Origin of the sequence: Denitrobacterium detoxificans, from assembly GCF_001643775.1 — a bacterium.
Lineage (GTDB): Bacteria > Actinomycetota > Coriobacteriia > Coriobacteriales > Eggerthellaceae > Denitrobacterium > Denitrobacterium detoxificans.
Genome location: NZ_CP011402.1, coordinates 863,253 through 878,291 on the forward strand (window position 1 = coordinate 863,253; position 15,039 = coordinate 878,291).

General features: G+C 59.1%; 12 protein-coding genes. 7 read left to right on the top strand and 5 right to left on the bottom strand.

Features of this window, described 5'->3' with window-relative positions; translation table 11 throughout:
* Window positions 1-13: 13 nt before the first annotated feature.
* From AAY81_RS03525 to AAY81_RS03540, 4 genes are all read right to left on the bottom strand, one after another.
* On the bottom strand, window positions 14-1,054 hold the full coding sequence (locus AAY81_RS03525; RefSeq protein ID WP_177168525.1) for an ABC transporter substrate-binding protein: 1,041 nt from the start codon (window positions 1,052-1,054) through the stop codon (window positions 14-16).
* Window positions 1,054-1,842: an ABC transporter permease gene (locus AAY81_RS03530; protein ID WP_066661441.1), complete on the bottom strand. Its 789-nt coding sequence runs from the start codon at window positions 1,840-1,842 to the stop codon at window positions 1,054-1,056. The genes AAY81_RS03525 and AAY81_RS03530 overlap by 1 nt, the downstream gene beginning before the upstream one ends.
* Window positions 1,843-1,858: 16 nt before the next feature.
* Complete coding sequence (locus AAY81_RS03535; protein WP_066661442.1) at window positions 1,859-2,191, bottom strand: thiamine-binding protein; 333 nt, start codon at window positions 2,189-2,191, stop codon at window positions 1,859-1,861.
* Window positions 2,192-2,451: 260 nt separating this feature from the next.
* Entirely contained in the window at window positions 2,452-3,933 is a 1,482-nt protein-coding gene (locus AAY81_RS03540; RefSeq protein WP_066661445.1) for a response regulator transcription factor, read from the bottom strand.
* 282 nt (window positions 3,934-4,215) lie between these two features.
* Here AAY81_RS03540 and AAY81_RS03545 point away from each other — a divergent pair, with 282 nt between their 5' ends.
* The 6 genes from AAY81_RS03545 (at window position 4,216) to AAY81_RS03570 (ending at window position 12,689) form a co-directional block, all read left to right on the top strand.
* Window positions 4,216-5,355, top strand: a complete 1,140-nt coding sequence (locus AAY81_RS03545; protein WP_082867846.1) for a CDP-glycerol glycerophosphotransferase family protein — start codon at window positions 4,216-4,218, stop codon at window positions 5,353-5,355.
* Window positions 5,356-5,451: 96 nt separating this feature from the next.
* Complete coding sequence (locus AAY81_RS03550) at window positions 5,452-6,486, top strand: glycosyltransferase (protein ID WP_066661448.1); 1,035 nt, start codon at window positions 5,452-5,454, stop codon at window positions 6,484-6,486.
* Between the two features lie 97 nt (window positions 6,487-6,583).
* Window positions 6,584-7,003 carry a GtrA family protein gene (locus AAY81_RS03555; RefSeq protein WP_066661451.1) on the top strand — a complete coding sequence of 140 codons (420 nt, stop codon included), beginning with the start codon at window positions 6,584-6,586 and terminating at the stop codon, window positions 7,001-7,003.
* Window positions 6,996-8,810 (top strand): DUF6056 family protein, encoded by a 1,815-nt coding sequence (locus tag AAY81_RS03560; protein ID WP_066661453.1) that lies wholly within the window; start codon window positions 6,996-6,998, stop codon window positions 8,808-8,810. The genes AAY81_RS03555 and AAY81_RS03560 overlap by 8 nt, the downstream gene beginning before the upstream one ends.
* Window positions 8,803-9,861 carry a glycosyltransferase gene (locus AAY81_RS03565; RefSeq protein WP_066661455.1) on the top strand — a complete coding sequence of 353 codons (1,059 nt, stop codon included), beginning with the start codon at window positions 8,803-8,805 and terminating at the stop codon, window positions 9,859-9,861. Before AAY81_RS03560 ends, AAY81_RS03565 begins: the two co-directional genes overlap by 8 nt.
* An 8-nt stretch (window positions 9,862-9,869) precedes the next feature.
* Complete coding sequence (locus tag AAY81_RS03570) at window positions 9,870-12,689, top strand: YfhO family protein (RefSeq protein WP_066661462.1); 2,820 nt, start codon at window positions 9,870-9,872, stop codon at window positions 12,687-12,689.
* Here the strand turns inward: AAY81_RS03570 and AAY81_RS03575 are convergent.
* On the bottom strand, window positions 12,686-13,762 hold the full coding sequence (locus tag AAY81_RS03575; protein ID WP_066661464.1) for a glycosyltransferase family 2 protein: 1,077 nt from the start codon (window positions 13,760-13,762) through the stop codon (window positions 12,686-12,688). The genes AAY81_RS03570 and AAY81_RS03575 overlap by 4 nt on opposite strands.
* Window positions 13,763-13,871: 109 nt before the next feature.
* On the opposite strand from AAY81_RS03575, the gene AAY81_RS03580 reads away from it, so the two are divergent.
* Complete coding sequence (locus AAY81_RS03580) at window positions 13,872-14,960, top strand: glycosyltransferase family 2 protein (RefSeq protein ID WP_066661474.1); 1,089 nt, start codon at window positions 13,872-13,874, stop codon at window positions 14,958-14,960.
* The last annotated feature ends 79 nt before the right edge of the window (window positions 14,961-15,039 follow it).

Genomic DNA, 15,039 nt, shown 5'->3' on the forward strand with positions numbered 1-15,039 from the left:
CCTTGTGCTGGAGCTAGGCCAGATAGTCGTTCGTGAAGCCCGCATCGACGTCGAGCGTGGTTTCTACCAGGCCGTTGTCGTTGAGCCACTGGTAGAAGCGTGCCCAGCGGTCTTTGTCGATGTAGCCCCATTCGCTTGCGTCGTCGATGTACTTGCCCGCCAGGTATTCCGCGCTCTTGGCGACCAGCTGGGCATCGAGCTCGGGTACGGCTTCGACCAGGATGCGCGCGGCGTCGCTGGGATTCGATGCGGCATATTCGTAGCCCCTGCGCGTGGCGCGCATGAAGGCGCGCGCGGTGTCGGCGTTCTTGGCCAGGAATTCGTTGTTTGCCGCGATGACGGGCGTGTAGTAATCGAGCGAGTCGTCGTAGTCTATGAAGGGGAAGTAGCTATAGGCGAAGTTCTGCAGCGAGGCATTCTGAACGGCCCAGCCTTCGTAGACCCAGACGCAATCGAAGGCGTTGCTGCGGAGCCCCGCAACTTCGTCGTCGACAGCGTAGGGCACGAGTTCGATCTTGGAATAGTCGCCGCCGTCATAGGCCATGATGTCCCGAATCATCGCCTGTTCCACGTCCTGGTTCCAGGTAGCGTACTGATGCCCTTCCATGGCGCGAGGGCGGGTGATGCCGTCTTCCTGGCGGCTCATGATACCGCTCGTGTTGTGCTGCACGACAGCGCCAATGGCCGTGTAGGGCAGGGGCGTGCTGCTGGCAAGGTAGTTTGCCATGACGTCCTGATACGAGATTCCCAGCTGGACAGAACCTGCGCCAATGAGCGCATCGGCACCGTCTTCGGGCGGCGAGACGATCGTGAGGGAGATGCCCTCTTCGGCATAGTAGCCAAGGGATTGCGCGACGTAGATGCCCGTGTGATTGGTATTGGGCGTGTAGTCAAGCACGAGGGAAAGCTCGGTCGCGTTTGTCGCGGAGGCGGATTGACGGTTGTCGTCGCAGCCCCCCAGTGCATATGCCGAGGCGATTCCCGCGCCTGCTACGCCTGCGGTTTTCAGAAACGAACGCCTGGTGAGAGCGGTTTTCATGGCGTCGAGGTTCATTATTCGTTCCTTTCGGTATGCTTCCAGGGCATACATATCTTCTTGAGAATGTCGATGATCTTGATGAGCATGAGCGAGAGTGCACTGATCACGATGATGACGGCGAACATGCGGTCGTACGAAAACGACTTGCGAACGCGCGTCATGTAGACGCCCAGTCCTGCGTCGCCACCCAGCCATTCCGCGATGACCGCCCCGATGATGGCGTACGTCGCGCTGATCTTCAGCCCGCTGAAGAAATGGTCGGCCGCCTCGGGCAGCTTTGCATAGCGGAAGATGTCCCAACGCGAGGCGCCCATGGAACGCAGCATGTTCACGGTGTCGGGGTCGACCGAGGTGAACCCTGCAATGAGCGATATGGCTACGGGGAAGAACGTCGTGAGCGTGATGAGGACGATTTTCGGTAGGATGCCGTACCCAAGCCACAGCACCAGCAGGGGCGCAATGGCAACTGTGGGAATGGTTTGCGATATGGTAATGAGCGGCGAAAGGGCCAGGTAAATCACTTCGAATCGATCCATGGCCACAGCTGCTACGAAACCGAGCGCCACGCCGGCGGCAAGACCAATGGCTGCTTCTACGAGCGTTGTGCCCGCATGGCTTGCCAGCAGCTGCCAATCGCTGGCAAGTGCTTGCGCAACCTGCAGCGGAGTGGGCATGAGGAAGTTCGGAACAAGGCCGCTGATAATGGCGAGGTGCCAGCAGATGATGGTGCCCGCTACAACGGCCAGAGGTATTCCGATGCGCTTGGCCTTGCGTGATGTGGTGTCGCTGGGTGCGTGCTTCATCGTGCGTGTGCGCGTGCTATGCGATTTCGCGCGAGCTGAACTCGCTGTCGGTGGGGTGGTACTTGCCGATCTTTTCTTCGGTCGACATGACGCGTCCGCCGGGGCGCCAGCAAATGCGCACGTGGCTTTCCATCTCGGTGCAGCCTGCTGCCTCGCCTGCTTCGATGCAATCCTTCAGTACGCGCATGCAGCTTTCGAAATCGCCTTCCACGGTGGTTTCGAAGGGGCCTACGTAGTAGTCGAGACCGCTTGCGTCGATGGCGGCAATTACCTGGTCGACGATTTCGCAGACGCGTTTGTCATCGTGTGCGTCCAGGGGTAGATAGTGAATTGCGATTGCACATTCCATAGCGTGTTCCTTTCGTACCGCTACGGGGCAAAGCCCCGCGCCAAAGCAGGGCCCGCACATGCGTGCGCGCATTTCCCTACGCTGGCATTATCCAGACAGGTTCCATGAGTCGAGGGCCGCGAGCCCTCCTCTCAGCCGGGCGATCGCCCCAGCTCCCCGAGAAGTTCGGTCATTGTAGCACAGCGTTTTGTGGATGCTATAGCGTGGTGGAGCGCAGATGAGGAATTGCCTCTAGCGGTGCATATGGGCCGGTAAGCGGTTTATTCGTTTGAAATGGCTTCCGCCAGGTCAATGAGTTCCTGCTTCGAATGCACGTTCATCTTCGCGTAGAGCGACTTGGTGTAGCTTCGCACCGTGTTGATGGAAAGCGTAAGGTCCTCGGCGATGTACTTGGCCGTTCGGCCGCGAATGAGAAGAGCCATGATCTCCTCTTCGCGGGGGTTCAAGTTGTAGCGCTGCGAGATGATCTCGTGCGAATCGCGCTTGTCCGCGGCGGGCGTGGGTTCGGGTGCTGGCGCGGGTGCGTTCGAACCATTTTTCGCAAGCGTGTAGATGGAAGTGAAGGCGAATACGACATACACGATTGTCAGTATGATCGACATGCTCGTATCTGCGCTATCGCTTGCGTTCAGATAAAGCGCGTGTCCCAGCCCAATGCCCAGGCTCAATCCAATCCATACGCAGGAAATCATGATGGGCATTGCGCGTCGTCTGAGGCGGGCGTCTTGCGTTGCGACGCATAGGCCCAGAAGCAGGAGCGCCGATATGCGGAAGATGGTGAGCACGATGACGTTGAAGACGCTTACATACCAATCTGGGGCGAAGGGCAGCAAGAACGCGGAGGTGACGTCAATGAGGTAGCAGATGTGTATCAGCATGAGCGGGTTCGCGCGTTCGCACCGGTACTTTGCCTGCAAGAAGATTATTCCCACACTCAGGCACACGGTGAGTACCTGGTTATTCTCGGGGTTTTCCAAGAAGGGCAGCGGTTCGGTGCTTTGCAGGAACATAGGTCCGCTGATGCCGTAAATAAAGCTGAGGATGAGCATCGAAAGCACGACGGCCCGAATGTCGCGCGAAGAAAGGCGCCTGGCCGTTTGGGGCTTCGGGGATGCGGATGCTTGCGAGCGCTCGATGGGGAGCGTCTTTCCCATGAAAGCAACGAGGAGCGCCAATGCGGTCATGAGGACTACGAGCGGGATGGTGGGAATAACGTAGGACAGGCAAAAGAGGATAGCTCCCAGCAAGTATGAGCCCAATAGCTCGAGTCGGACGTTTTCCCAGCCGCGCGTTGCGAGTATGCTTAGCCACGCGTAGCAACCCAGTGCGGATGCGATGCCGGTGATGAATCCCGACGCAAGACGAAGCGCGTGCGAAGGGCAGAATTGCGTTTGCACACCGATGCAGATAATGCATGCGGCAAGCATCACGCCGCTTATCGTCGCGAGCGTTCGGTGGAGGCGGAGGTTGCCATCGTCCGTGGGCGTAATCGGTTTATCGAGTGGTTTGCCCTTGCGAACGAACTCAGTAAATGCAAAGAGCCCCGCGCACGTGACCACGATGCCCGTTGCAAGGGCTGAGTTGAAGAAATCGGCGAATCGCGACAGGTCTTTGGCGGCAAGCTTGCTCGAAAAAAGAATGATGATGTTGAGCGACCATAGCAAGCCAAACCCCAGGCTTTTCCATTGGCCGAAGAGCGCACGTATAGTGATGGTTTCTTTTGTCGCTGTTGCGTACCCCATTGCAATCCTTCCGGAGGGCATAATACGACATCGTTCCTGTTCCTCGGCGTGTGTTTTCGGGGATGGCATGCCTTATTCCAAAATCCCCACGTTTTGGGTGAGTAGTTAGGGGTCTCTCACTATGGGGGTGCATATTTTGGGCGAATTATTAATTCAGACGTGAAAATATATGATTCTACAAAGAGATAATTCTTTTCCTGGGAACGTAGCGTCAAGGCCGAAACCCAGCGTGGTCGCCCCCTCGCTATTGATGCGTGAATGCTCTGATATACTTCTCCGCGTATGAAAACCTTTCTAGTACATATCGCCAAGGGCTTGTTCAATATCCTGTACAAGCTTTTCTGCGCTACCACTAAGCGTAGGGATGAGATTCTCTTTTTCAGCCGCCAGACCAACGAACCAAGTTACGATTTCTGCTCGCTTGCACGTGACTTCGAGGCGTTGGGTTGGCACCCCGTCATCCTGGTGAAGAAGCTCGCCAAGTCCAGCGTCATTCCGTATTCGGGAATGGTATTCAAGGAGATCTACCATCTGGCGCGGTGTCGCATTTGCGTCGTCGATCGCTATGACCCCGTCATTTGCATGCTCAACTTCAGGAACGACGAGCCCACCTTCAAGGGCTCGGTGCCCGTGCATACCGATTACCCCGCCGAGCCGATAGTGGTTCAGATGTGGCACGCATTCGGCGCGTTCAAGAAGTTCGGGTATCAGAGCCTCGATACGCCTGAGGGGCATCGGTCCCAGACGCTCGAGCGCTTCGATATTCACCGCAACTACTCGTGGGTGGTTTGCTCGGGCGAAGCATGCCGCGCGGCGTTCGCCGAGGCCTTCGGCTATCCGAAGGAACGTGTTATCGCACTTCATCGCCCCGAATACCATAAGCTTCAGGGTTTGCGCCGCAGCGGAGGGGCGGAACTGGTGTTCAACGACCCGCCCATTGCTCTTTTTGCGCCTACGCTGCGCAAGAGCAAGGCGTCACCGCATCCGTTTCGCGATGCGTTCGAGCATGGCGACGAGCTGCAAGGGCGCGTCAAAGCGAAGATAGCGTGGTCGTTCCATCCTCTCGACCAAGGGCTTTCGGCGCCAGGCGACGTTTCCGAGGCATTGCTTACCTGCGATTTCGTGGTTACCGATTATTCGTCGATTGTGTACGAGGCGTACTTGCTGGGCAAGCCCGTCATCTTCTATGTCCCCGATATCAAGCGCTATCGTAAGAGCCCCGGCTTGAATGCCGACCCCTTGCGCGTGGCGCCCGAATTGTGCGCTCGTACCGAAGATGAGCTTGTTTCCAAGGTGAACAAGGTTGCCCGCACTCCCGAAAGCTATCGATGGGATGCGTTGGAGCGCTTCGTGGCCCAGGCGTTCGATGGCGGTTGCGATGACTGCGTCGAGACGCTGCGTGCCTTGGCGGAGCGTTCGTAGCGTAGCGGCTCCATGCGTGCGGGCCCGCTTGGCGGCGCGCGCGGCATGGCTATATTGAACATGAGAACTTATCTTCAGTGATGGGGGAATGAGATTATGGGATACGAAGCCCCTCGGGTATCGGTCATCGTTCCATGCTATAACGTGCAAGCCTACATTGGCGAATGCTTGTCTTCGCTGATGGGGCAGTCGTTTGCCGACTTCGAGGTCGTCTGCGTTGACGATGGCTGCACCGACGACACGATGCGCGTTGCGCGCGAGGTCGTGCAGGGCGACGATCGCTTCGTGTTCGTGAGCCGTGCCAACGGCGGGCTTTCGGCGGCGCGCAATACCGGCATCGATGCCGCGCGTGGCGAGTACCTTTTGTTCCTCGATTCCGATGATTACTACGTGCCTACGGCTCTCGAGAGGCTTATGGCCCGTGTAAGCGAAGCGGGCGTCGACGAAGATGGGGTCCCTCTCGAGTATGTGGACTTCACGGCTGAATCGTTCTACGAGAGCAGCGCGCTGCGCAAGTCGAACGAAGAGGAATACGGCACACGTTCGAATATCGAAGGCGTAATGACGGGGCAGGCCCTGTTCGCCCGCTACCAGGGAATGCGTCAGTACATTTGCTCCGCGTGCTTCCACATGCTGCACCGTGGGCTGTTCGAGCGCAGCGGGATTCGCTTCCGCGAGGGAATCATCCACGAAGACGAGCTGTTCTCGCCCATGATCATCGCCTTCGCACGTCGTGCGGCGTTCCTCAACGAGCCGTTGTATATGCGTCGTATGCGCGAGGGGTCCATCATGACGGTTGAGCGCGGGTTGCGTAATGTGAGCAGCTTCTTTGCCCTTACCCAGGAACTGCATGCCTGGGCGCACGAGCATGCTTCCGAATTCGAACCCGCATATGCAGACGCCTTGGCCCAGCGCATCTACGAATTGCGTTCCATTATGGCTGCCGACGTGCGGTCGATTCCCGAGGGCGACATTGCCGCGTTTGCCCGGGGGCTTTCCGCTGCCGACCGCATGGATTTCCAGATGTATGCCGTTCAGCCTGCTGCGTGGGATGCGGAAGTCCGTAATTCCCATTCGTATCGTCTGGGACATGCATTGCTCGCGCCGGTTCGCTTGCTGAAGCGCAAGTAGCCAGCTTACGGCCGTATTCCACGTGAAAAAACGCCTTGGGGTGGCGTTCCTTCCCCTGTACCTGCGATAATACGGGGGAAGAATAATCGGAGGTTACATGAAGAAACTAATTGCCCAGTTCATGAAGTTCGGCGTCGTAGGCGTCATCGCGTTCGTCATCGACTATGGCCTGCTTGCGCTTCTCACCGAAGTGTTTAGTGTGAATTACCTGGTAAGCGCTACCATCTCGTTTACGGTGTCGGTCATTTTCAACTACGTCGCCTCTATGCGCTACGTGTTTACGCACAAGGAGGACATGTCGCGCAGGCGCGAGTTTGTTATCTTCGTCATTCTTTCCGTCATTGGCCTGCTTATCAATAACCTCTGCATGTGGGCGGGCGTGGAGCTTTTCGGCATCCATTACCTCATCACCAAGATCGTGGCCACGGCCATCGTCATGGTATGGAACTTCGTAACGCGAAAGATTTTCCTGGATGCGGGCGATGCCCCGCAGGAGGGGGCAAGTAGTCATGACTGATTCCTCTAGGAAGTCGGGTTCGTTCGCCGTGCGCTCGTACGGCATGAGGCTGGGGAAGGGCGCCAAGGCATCTCAGGAAGCTTCGGCCGTCGCTCCCGCGGTAGCCGCCGCAAAGCCCCAGACGGGGCAGGCCGACGCCCCTACTGCGCCTGCAACCCAGGTGCCTTCTGCCGACACCACCGCAGCCCTTACCCCGGCTCAGGTGGCCGAGCTCGAGTCGCGGAAGCAAGCCGATGGCGCGCAGGCTCCCTCGGGTGATGCTCAGCCTGCTCAAGATGCGGCCCCCACGGCAAGCGCGCCCGTAACCTACAATGCCCCCGTTGCCGCAAGCAAGCGTCAGATGGGCACAGCCGCACGCGTTGCCATCATTCTGGGGGCCATCCTCGTGGCTCTCGTTCTGGTTGCGCCGCTGCTGGCCGTTTCCGTGTACGACCGCCCTAGCGGCGACGACTTTTCCTATGCGCTTGCCACGTCGCAGCTGGTGGCAAGTGTCAATGCCAATCCCATTACGCTCGTTCAAACGGCCGTTCAGACGTCGCTTTCGTATATGCAGACCTGGCAGGGCCTGTATACTTCGGCGTTTTTGCTTGCGCTTCAGCCGGGCATCTTCGGAATGCAGTATTACGGCATTGGGGCAATCCTCCTCATCGTGTGCACGTATCTTGCGAGCCTCTATTTCACGCGTAGGGTCGAGCGCAGCCTGCTCGGCCTTCCTGCGCGCTGGTGGATTCCCGCTGGCATTGCGCTCGCCACGTTTTTGCTCCTGTGCATGCCCGATGTCTGCGAGGGCATCTACTGGTTCAACGGCGCGTGGAACTACACGCCGTTCTTCCTGCTCGCGCTTGTGAATGCGGGTCTGTCCATCAGGTCACTCACGGTGCGGTCCACGGTTGCTCATGGCTTCTGCGTTGTTGGGCTGTGCGTGCTCTTGTTCCTCACGTCGGGCGGCGATCACGTCATGGCGTTCTACAACCTCATGCTTGCCCTGGGGTGTGCCGTCATTGGCTTTGCGCGCCGTCGTTGGGCCCAGATCTTCCCGCTTCTCGTGGGAGCCTTCGGGTTCTACTTGAACGTAACCGCTCCGGGCACGGCCGTGCGCCAGGCGTTCTTCGTGAGCCCGGGCATTCCGAAGACCATTGCCGTTTCCGCCCTATATACGCTGCAGAGCCTGCAAGACCTGCTGAGCGTTTCCTTCTTGCTGCTCCTCGTCATCCTCACGCCCATTCTTTGGTCCTGGGCGGGGGTTACGCAGCGCAAGGTACGCGGAGTCTACCTGGTCGTCTTCTTCGTGCTTTCGTATCTGGCCATTGTGGGCCTGAACTGTGCCCCCTATTACGGCATGGGCGTATTCGGCGAAGGCCGCGTGCGTAATGTCGTGTGGTTCGCCAGCGTGGTGCAGGCGCTCATGCTGTATGGCTACGCGCTGTGCGTCGTTCGCCAGCGTGCACGTAACGCCAGCGTGCGCGTCGACCTCATCACCAAGAACATTCCCTATGCGCTCGTTGCCCTGGGCATCGTGGCGTGCATCGTGGGCGTTGCCGCGTTTGGTGGCGCTTCGGTGGGGAAGAGCAATGCGCTTCTGGCGCTCAACGACATGCGCAATGGCAGCGCCGTCCAGTTCGCCCAAGAGAACGACGAGCGCGATCAGATTCTCTCGGAAGCGAAGTCGACTGAACTCGTTGCCGTCCCACGTTTGGAATCGCATCCCGTTACGCTGTTCTTCACCGACCTCGACAACGATATGGGCGACGACTGGGCTTCCACGGTTGCAGCCTATTACGGATTGGTGGGGGTAGTCTATGAGTAGCGCTGCTCCGCAGCTTTCCGTAATCGTTCCCGTCTACAACGCCCAGACGTACTTGCGCCAGGCGCTCGATTCGGTTGCGCGCCAGACGTTCGAAGACTTCGAGGTGCTGCTCATCAACGATGGGTCTACCGATGAATCTGGTGTCATCTTGGAAGAGTACGCTTCTGCCGATGCGCGCTTTCGGGTTATCTCGAAGGAGAATCAGGGCTACGGGGCAACGGTGAATCGTGGCATCAACGAAGCGCGTGGCGCCTACGTGGCCGTGTTCGAGCCCGACGACTTCCTGGAGCCAAGTGCATACCATACGCTGATGCAGCTGGCGCTGTCCGCTTCGGCCGATGTGGCCAAGGCAAACTATTGGTTCTATTGGAGCAAGCCCCAGGATCGCAACCAGGTTATCTCGGTGGTTACCGAGCAGATGGCCGCGCAGCCGTTTTCCCCGCACGACATTCCCGAAGTCGTATTCGGCATTCCGTCGATCTGGTCGGCGGTATATCGTCGCGCCTTCTTGGACGAACAGGGGATTCGCCTTCTGGAAACGCCCGGCGCCAGCTATCAGGACCTGGGCTTTTCGTTCAAGGTATTTTCCAGCGCGCGCGTCATTGCGGCTACGCAGGAACCCGTGCTTCATTATCGTCAGGACAACGAGTCGTCTTCAGTGAACAGTCCGGGTAAGGCGCTGTGCGTCTGCGGCGAATTCGATGGCATCGATGCGTTCATCGCACAGGATGCCAGCCGTTCGTGGCTTGCGCCCTATGCGTTCCGGTTGCGCTACGACAGCTACATGTGGAACTTCCAGCGACTCGAGGGCGAGTTGCGCACCCAGTTCCTCGATCGCATGCAGGCCGATTTGCAGCAGGGCGTGAACGCGGGTGCCTACGAGCCTAGCCTGTTCAAGCCCCATCAGCGTAAGAACCTCGACGTTATTCTGAATCGTCCCCAGGTGATGCTTCGTCATTTGCCCGCGCATCCTTCCGCATGGCAGAAGATGGCGTATTACACCCGCATTGGCGGGTTGGGAACCGCCCTGGCCATGGTGAAGGCCCGATAGGCTGCGATATGACGACGGTCGCTCGAGCTCGCAGGGAAGAAGGGGGCTTCGTGCGTGCCCGCGTCGCGATTCTTCACATCCTTTCATTCGTCCTTCCCCTGGTCATCCTTGGTTGCGTTTACGCGCTCCGGGGCATGTACCCCTTTGGGGAAACGGGCGTTGCCGTGTGGGATATGGACATCCAGTACATCGGTTACTTCGAATGGTTGCGCGACGTGTTGCATGGGCAGGGTTCGCCCTTCTACTCCTTTTCCATGGGCATGGGCGAAAACACCGCCGCGCTCGTGGCGTATCACCTTTCCAGCCCGTTCAATCTTCTCCTGGCCTTTTGGGGCGAGGATAGCATCGTTGGATTCTTCAACGTAGCAGTGTTGCTGAAGCTCTCTTGCGCGGGGGCGACCTTCTTCGCCTTTGCCCGAAATCGCTGGCATCTGGGTGCGGCCGCATTGCTTGCCTCTACGTCGTATGCGCTGTGTGGATGGGCGTTCGCCCAGGCCAGCAATATCATGTGGCTCGATGGCTTCATCATGTTGCCGTTGGTGGCGTGGGGCACGTATCGCGCCGTTGAGGGCGAGCGATACGGGTTGCTGTTCTGCTCGGTTGCGCTTGCCGTCTTGTTCAACTGGTACACCGCCTACATGGATTGTCTTCTTTCGCTCCTGCTGTTCCTGGTGTATCGCTGGGAAGTTACGGGTGCGTCTCGCCCTGTGGGCGAGGGGGTTTCCCTTGGGACGCGCATCGCGCGCGCCTGTCGTCGCGTCGTGGCGTCTCGTTCGACGCTTCGCTACATTGTCACCATGGTGCTGGCTCTCTGCGCGAGCATGGTGCTATTCCTGCCCTCTATGCTGTGCCTCATGCAAGGTACCGAAAGCAGCTTCAACTTGCTGAAGGCGCTTATGCCCATCCCGCTGTTCCCACCGTGGGATATAGGGGCATATGCTGTTTCGGGCGTGGTTCCCGAAACGTCGACGAGCCGCGTCCCCGCGTTGTACGTGAGTGCGTTTGTCCTGGTTGCGGCCGCTTTGCTCTTCTGCGATAAGGACGTTTCCAAGCGCAAGCGCATCGCCTGGGCGGTGCTGCTTGCCTGCGCCGTTGCGGGCGTCATGTTCGTGGGCCCTTCCGTTGTGTGGAGCGATATGAAGCTCACCACGTCGTTCTACTTCCGCCATGGCTTTGTCGTGGCGTTCGTTCTGGCGGTTTGCGCGTGCGAAGAGCTTTGCTCTCTTCGGCGCGCTTGCGCTGGAAGCGGTGCTTCCGTTGAAACGCCCCAGCACGCAGCGCTCTTCCATGTGCGGGTGACTCGATGCGTGGTCGTTCTCGTTGTCGTCGTGCTTGCGTCGTCGGCTCTTGTCATCGTGACGCATGCCGAGGGCGCTCCCTCGGGTCTTGCCGTGGCCGCTACGGTTGCGTCGCTGCTCGCGTCGGGCGTTCTGCTGGTCGTTTGGCGCGCTCGATCCCAGCGTGCTTCTCTTGCACACGGCAATGGCGGTGTTGCCGCGCGGGTTGTGCTTTGCGTGGCGGTGGCTGTCGTTTCGGTGGACGTGGGCTTCAGCGCATATCAGGCGTTTCGCGTCTATGGCTCTTCCGTGGATGCTCATGCGCAGGAGCAGGCTTCCATCGACGCTCTCGTTCAAGGCTCGGTCGCCGATGCGGCGGGGCAGGATGGTCTGCTCGTGAACATGGCGGGCGCTGATCGCGACGGCACGCGCGCCCAGATGCAGATTCCCCAGACGACCGCGTTGTTTACCAGTTCGGTGCAGAGCATGGGGGAGTATACGTCCATGGTGAATGGTTCGCTGTATACCATGCTCTCAGCGCTTGGCTATACGGAAAACGACCCCATCTTTGGCTACTATGCCAATTCGTCGCAATTGCTTGCCGATTCTCTGCTTGGCGTCGACTACGTGCTTTCCGCAACGCAGCCTGCGGGCGATGCGACGCTCGTTTCCTCGGGTGCTTTGTACGAATACGATTTGTATCGCTATAACGCCTCGCTGCCTGCGGGGTATGGCATTGCGGGGAGTGGCTCTGTTTCGTGGGGCAGCGACCCGTTTGCCAATCAAGTGCTCATGCTCCAGGACGCCACGGGCAGCGATAGCGCCTTGAGCGCATATGTCGACGCAGACGTAACGGAAGTCTCTCGCGTCGCCGAGGGCGCGTGCGAATGCTCGTTCCAGGTCACCGTCGAGCGGGATGGCCCCCTTTATCTGGATTTTCCTGTTATCGCACAAGCGACGCGGAACCATTGCTGGAACATGGTTGCCCAGGTGTACGTGAATGGCTCGCCCGTTGAACTCGTTGGTTCTAATTTCAGTGGAAACGTGCTCTATGCTGGTACGTTCTCCGAAGGTGATACGGTTCAGGTGACATTGTCGTTTGTCGAGCCCCAGGCTTCGTGCGTAACGGTTCTTGATGGCGAGCAGTGCAAGGGCGCGGTGGCGGAATGCGTTGCGCGCGCATCAGCGAGCGATCTCATCGTGGCGAAAACGCTTGATGAGGACGTACTGGCAGATTGCCTCTCCATGCTCGATGCCGAAGGATTCAGCGTTCTTTCTTGGGAAGACGGCCACGTAACCGCCACGTTCAATGCTTCGTCGAGCGAGTTGCTCATGTTGCGCATACCCTATGCGCCGGGTTGGGAGGCGTTCGTGGATGGCGAACGCGTCTCCGTCGTCTCGTGCTATACGGGGCTTTCGGGCGTATGGGTGGAAGAGGGAAGCCATACGGTCGAGCTGCGCTTCACGCCGCCGGGCCTGTACGCGGGCATTGCCCTTTCCGTGTTTGGCGTGCTTGCTTTCTTCGTACTTCGCCGCAGGTGGGAAAGCTAGCGCCCGCTCTTGATGCGCGTGAAGAGCGGCAGCAGCTTACCGCGTGCGATATGAATCAGGCGACCCAGGGCAAGGCAGGTGCCTGTGCGGCGCGCCTTCAAGGGGCGTAGACAGAGCGCAAGCGCGCGGCTGTTCTGGGCCTGCGCATGCGGAATGAGGTCGCGGTACAGCTCGTCGGAAAACGTCTTCCTGATCCATACTTTGCGATCCGCGTGGCTCATGTGCGCTTGGGGGTCGCAGTTGCGTTCCAGGGCGGAAAGGACGTAGCGCGCGAACAAGCTTCCCAGCGTGGCGCGCGTTTCGCCATCGAGCGTTCCCCAGGAGCGTTGCTGGTCGGCGAGCATGCCAATGCGGCGGCGATGGAGCTCGTAGTACTCGGGGATGAACTTGTTCGTTAGGTTGTCGCGCAGGCGGCGTGCGTAATGGTACGGCGTGCTGGCCAGCACGTTGAGCGAATCCAGGTTCTGGAAGACGGCTACGTTGAAGGCGATGTCCTCGATGAGCTTCACCGTCTCGAACCGTGCGCCCGTCGTACGTAGGTATGCCAGGTCGTAGATCTTGTTCCACGCGTATCCCAGAAGCGTCTGCCGTTCCAGCTCGACTACGTGGGGACGCAGTTCTGCGGCGCTTGAAAGCAATTGCCTTGTGGGCGTGATGGCGTGGTTGTAGAGAAACGCGCCCTGCGCATCGAAGTAGCATTCGTCTACGCCAAAAACGGTAACGTGTGCGGGATTTTCCTGCAGCGCATCCAAGCAGTCTTGTAGAAGCGTGGGCTCGTACGTGTCGTCGGGGTCGGGCATCCATAGGTACGTGCCGCGTGCGGCGGCCATGCCCGTGTTTCGCGCTTCCGAAAGGCCCTTGTTCGCATCGTGATGTACCACGCGAATGCGTTCGTCGCTTTGCGCTGCCTGTTCGGCAATGCGCGCGCTTGCATCGGGCGTGGCGTCGTCTACGCAAATGAGCTCCCACGCGGGGCAGGTCTGCGCCTGAATGCACGAGATGGCTTGGGCGATGTAGTCCTCTACGCCGTATACGGGCATGACGATGCTGAATATGGGCTGTTCCTGGGTCATGTTCTCTCGCAAGATTCGTTGGGTTCTTTGAAGATGATACAGGAATGAGGGGCGGTGGCGGTAAGATACGGGAAAACGATAAAGCGCTGCGCGAAGAGTCGGAGGTTCCGTGGCACGCATTTCAGTCATCATGCCGGTCTACAATGCTCAGAGCACCGTGATGCGGGCGCTGCAGTCGCTGCTTGCCCAATCGTTTGCCGACTGGGAGTGCATTTGCGTAGACGATGGGTCCACCGATGGTTCTGGCGAGCTGCTTGACGAAGCGGCGCGCGGCGATAGCCGCATTCGCGTTACGCATCAGGCGAATGCCGGCGTGTCCGCGGCTCGCAATGCGGCTCTGTCCCAGGTCTCTGGCGCGTACGTGACGTTTCTCGATGCCGATGACGAATTCGAGCCCTTCGCGTTCGCACGTATGGTCGAGGCGCTTGGGGTGTCCCCGGCAGACGAGAATTCGCTTGTCGCATGTTCGTGGGATGCGCTTGCGTTTGGTGCGCGATGCGTTCCCGCCGGCAGTGAATCCGCCTGGTTCCAGGCTCATGCCGTCCCGCGCGACGTGGAATATGCCGAGTTCACGCCTGCCTTGCTGTTCGCCGAAAATACTATTCCTCGACTGCAGGTGCTGTTTAGGGCTTCTCTGCTCGAAGATTCGGCCATTCGCTTCGACCCATCTCTGTCGATGGGCGAGGACTTGGCGTTCCTGTGCGCGCTCTATGCGCGCACTCATGGCGCGAAGCTCGTTTCCAGCCGGGTGTATATCTATCACGTCGACAGCCAGGGATCGGCTATGCAGCGCGCTGCGGCAGATGTGCACGACAAGATTGATCGCGACCTCGATGCCCTGTGCGCGGTGTTCGCCGATTGGCAGTCCGCCGGCTTCTTCCCGCAGTATGCCGCCGCGCTCGTGGAATGGTCGGTGGCGTTCATCGAGTACAGCATCTTGCGCCAGGAACCGCAATGGCGTGCTTCCCGTCTGGTGCGCTTGCGCGATGCATGGCGTACGGCTTTGGGCGACGATGATGAGCTGCAAGGTATCGAGCCTCATGCGTTTCCCATGGTGCAGCTTTGCCTTGGCTGCTCCGACGATGGCGCGCTGGCGGTAGGGGAGTCGAAGGCCGCGCGCATTGCCCTTGCGTGGCGTTTGAAGCACTACGGCGTGGGAGATATTGCCTCCAAGGTGGTCGGCAAGCTGCATCGCTAGCACTTCGCTTCGTCTGTTCTCGCCGACGTATTGTTTCACTGGCGGTGGCATATATTGTGCATAACGAGACTTGCGGGTA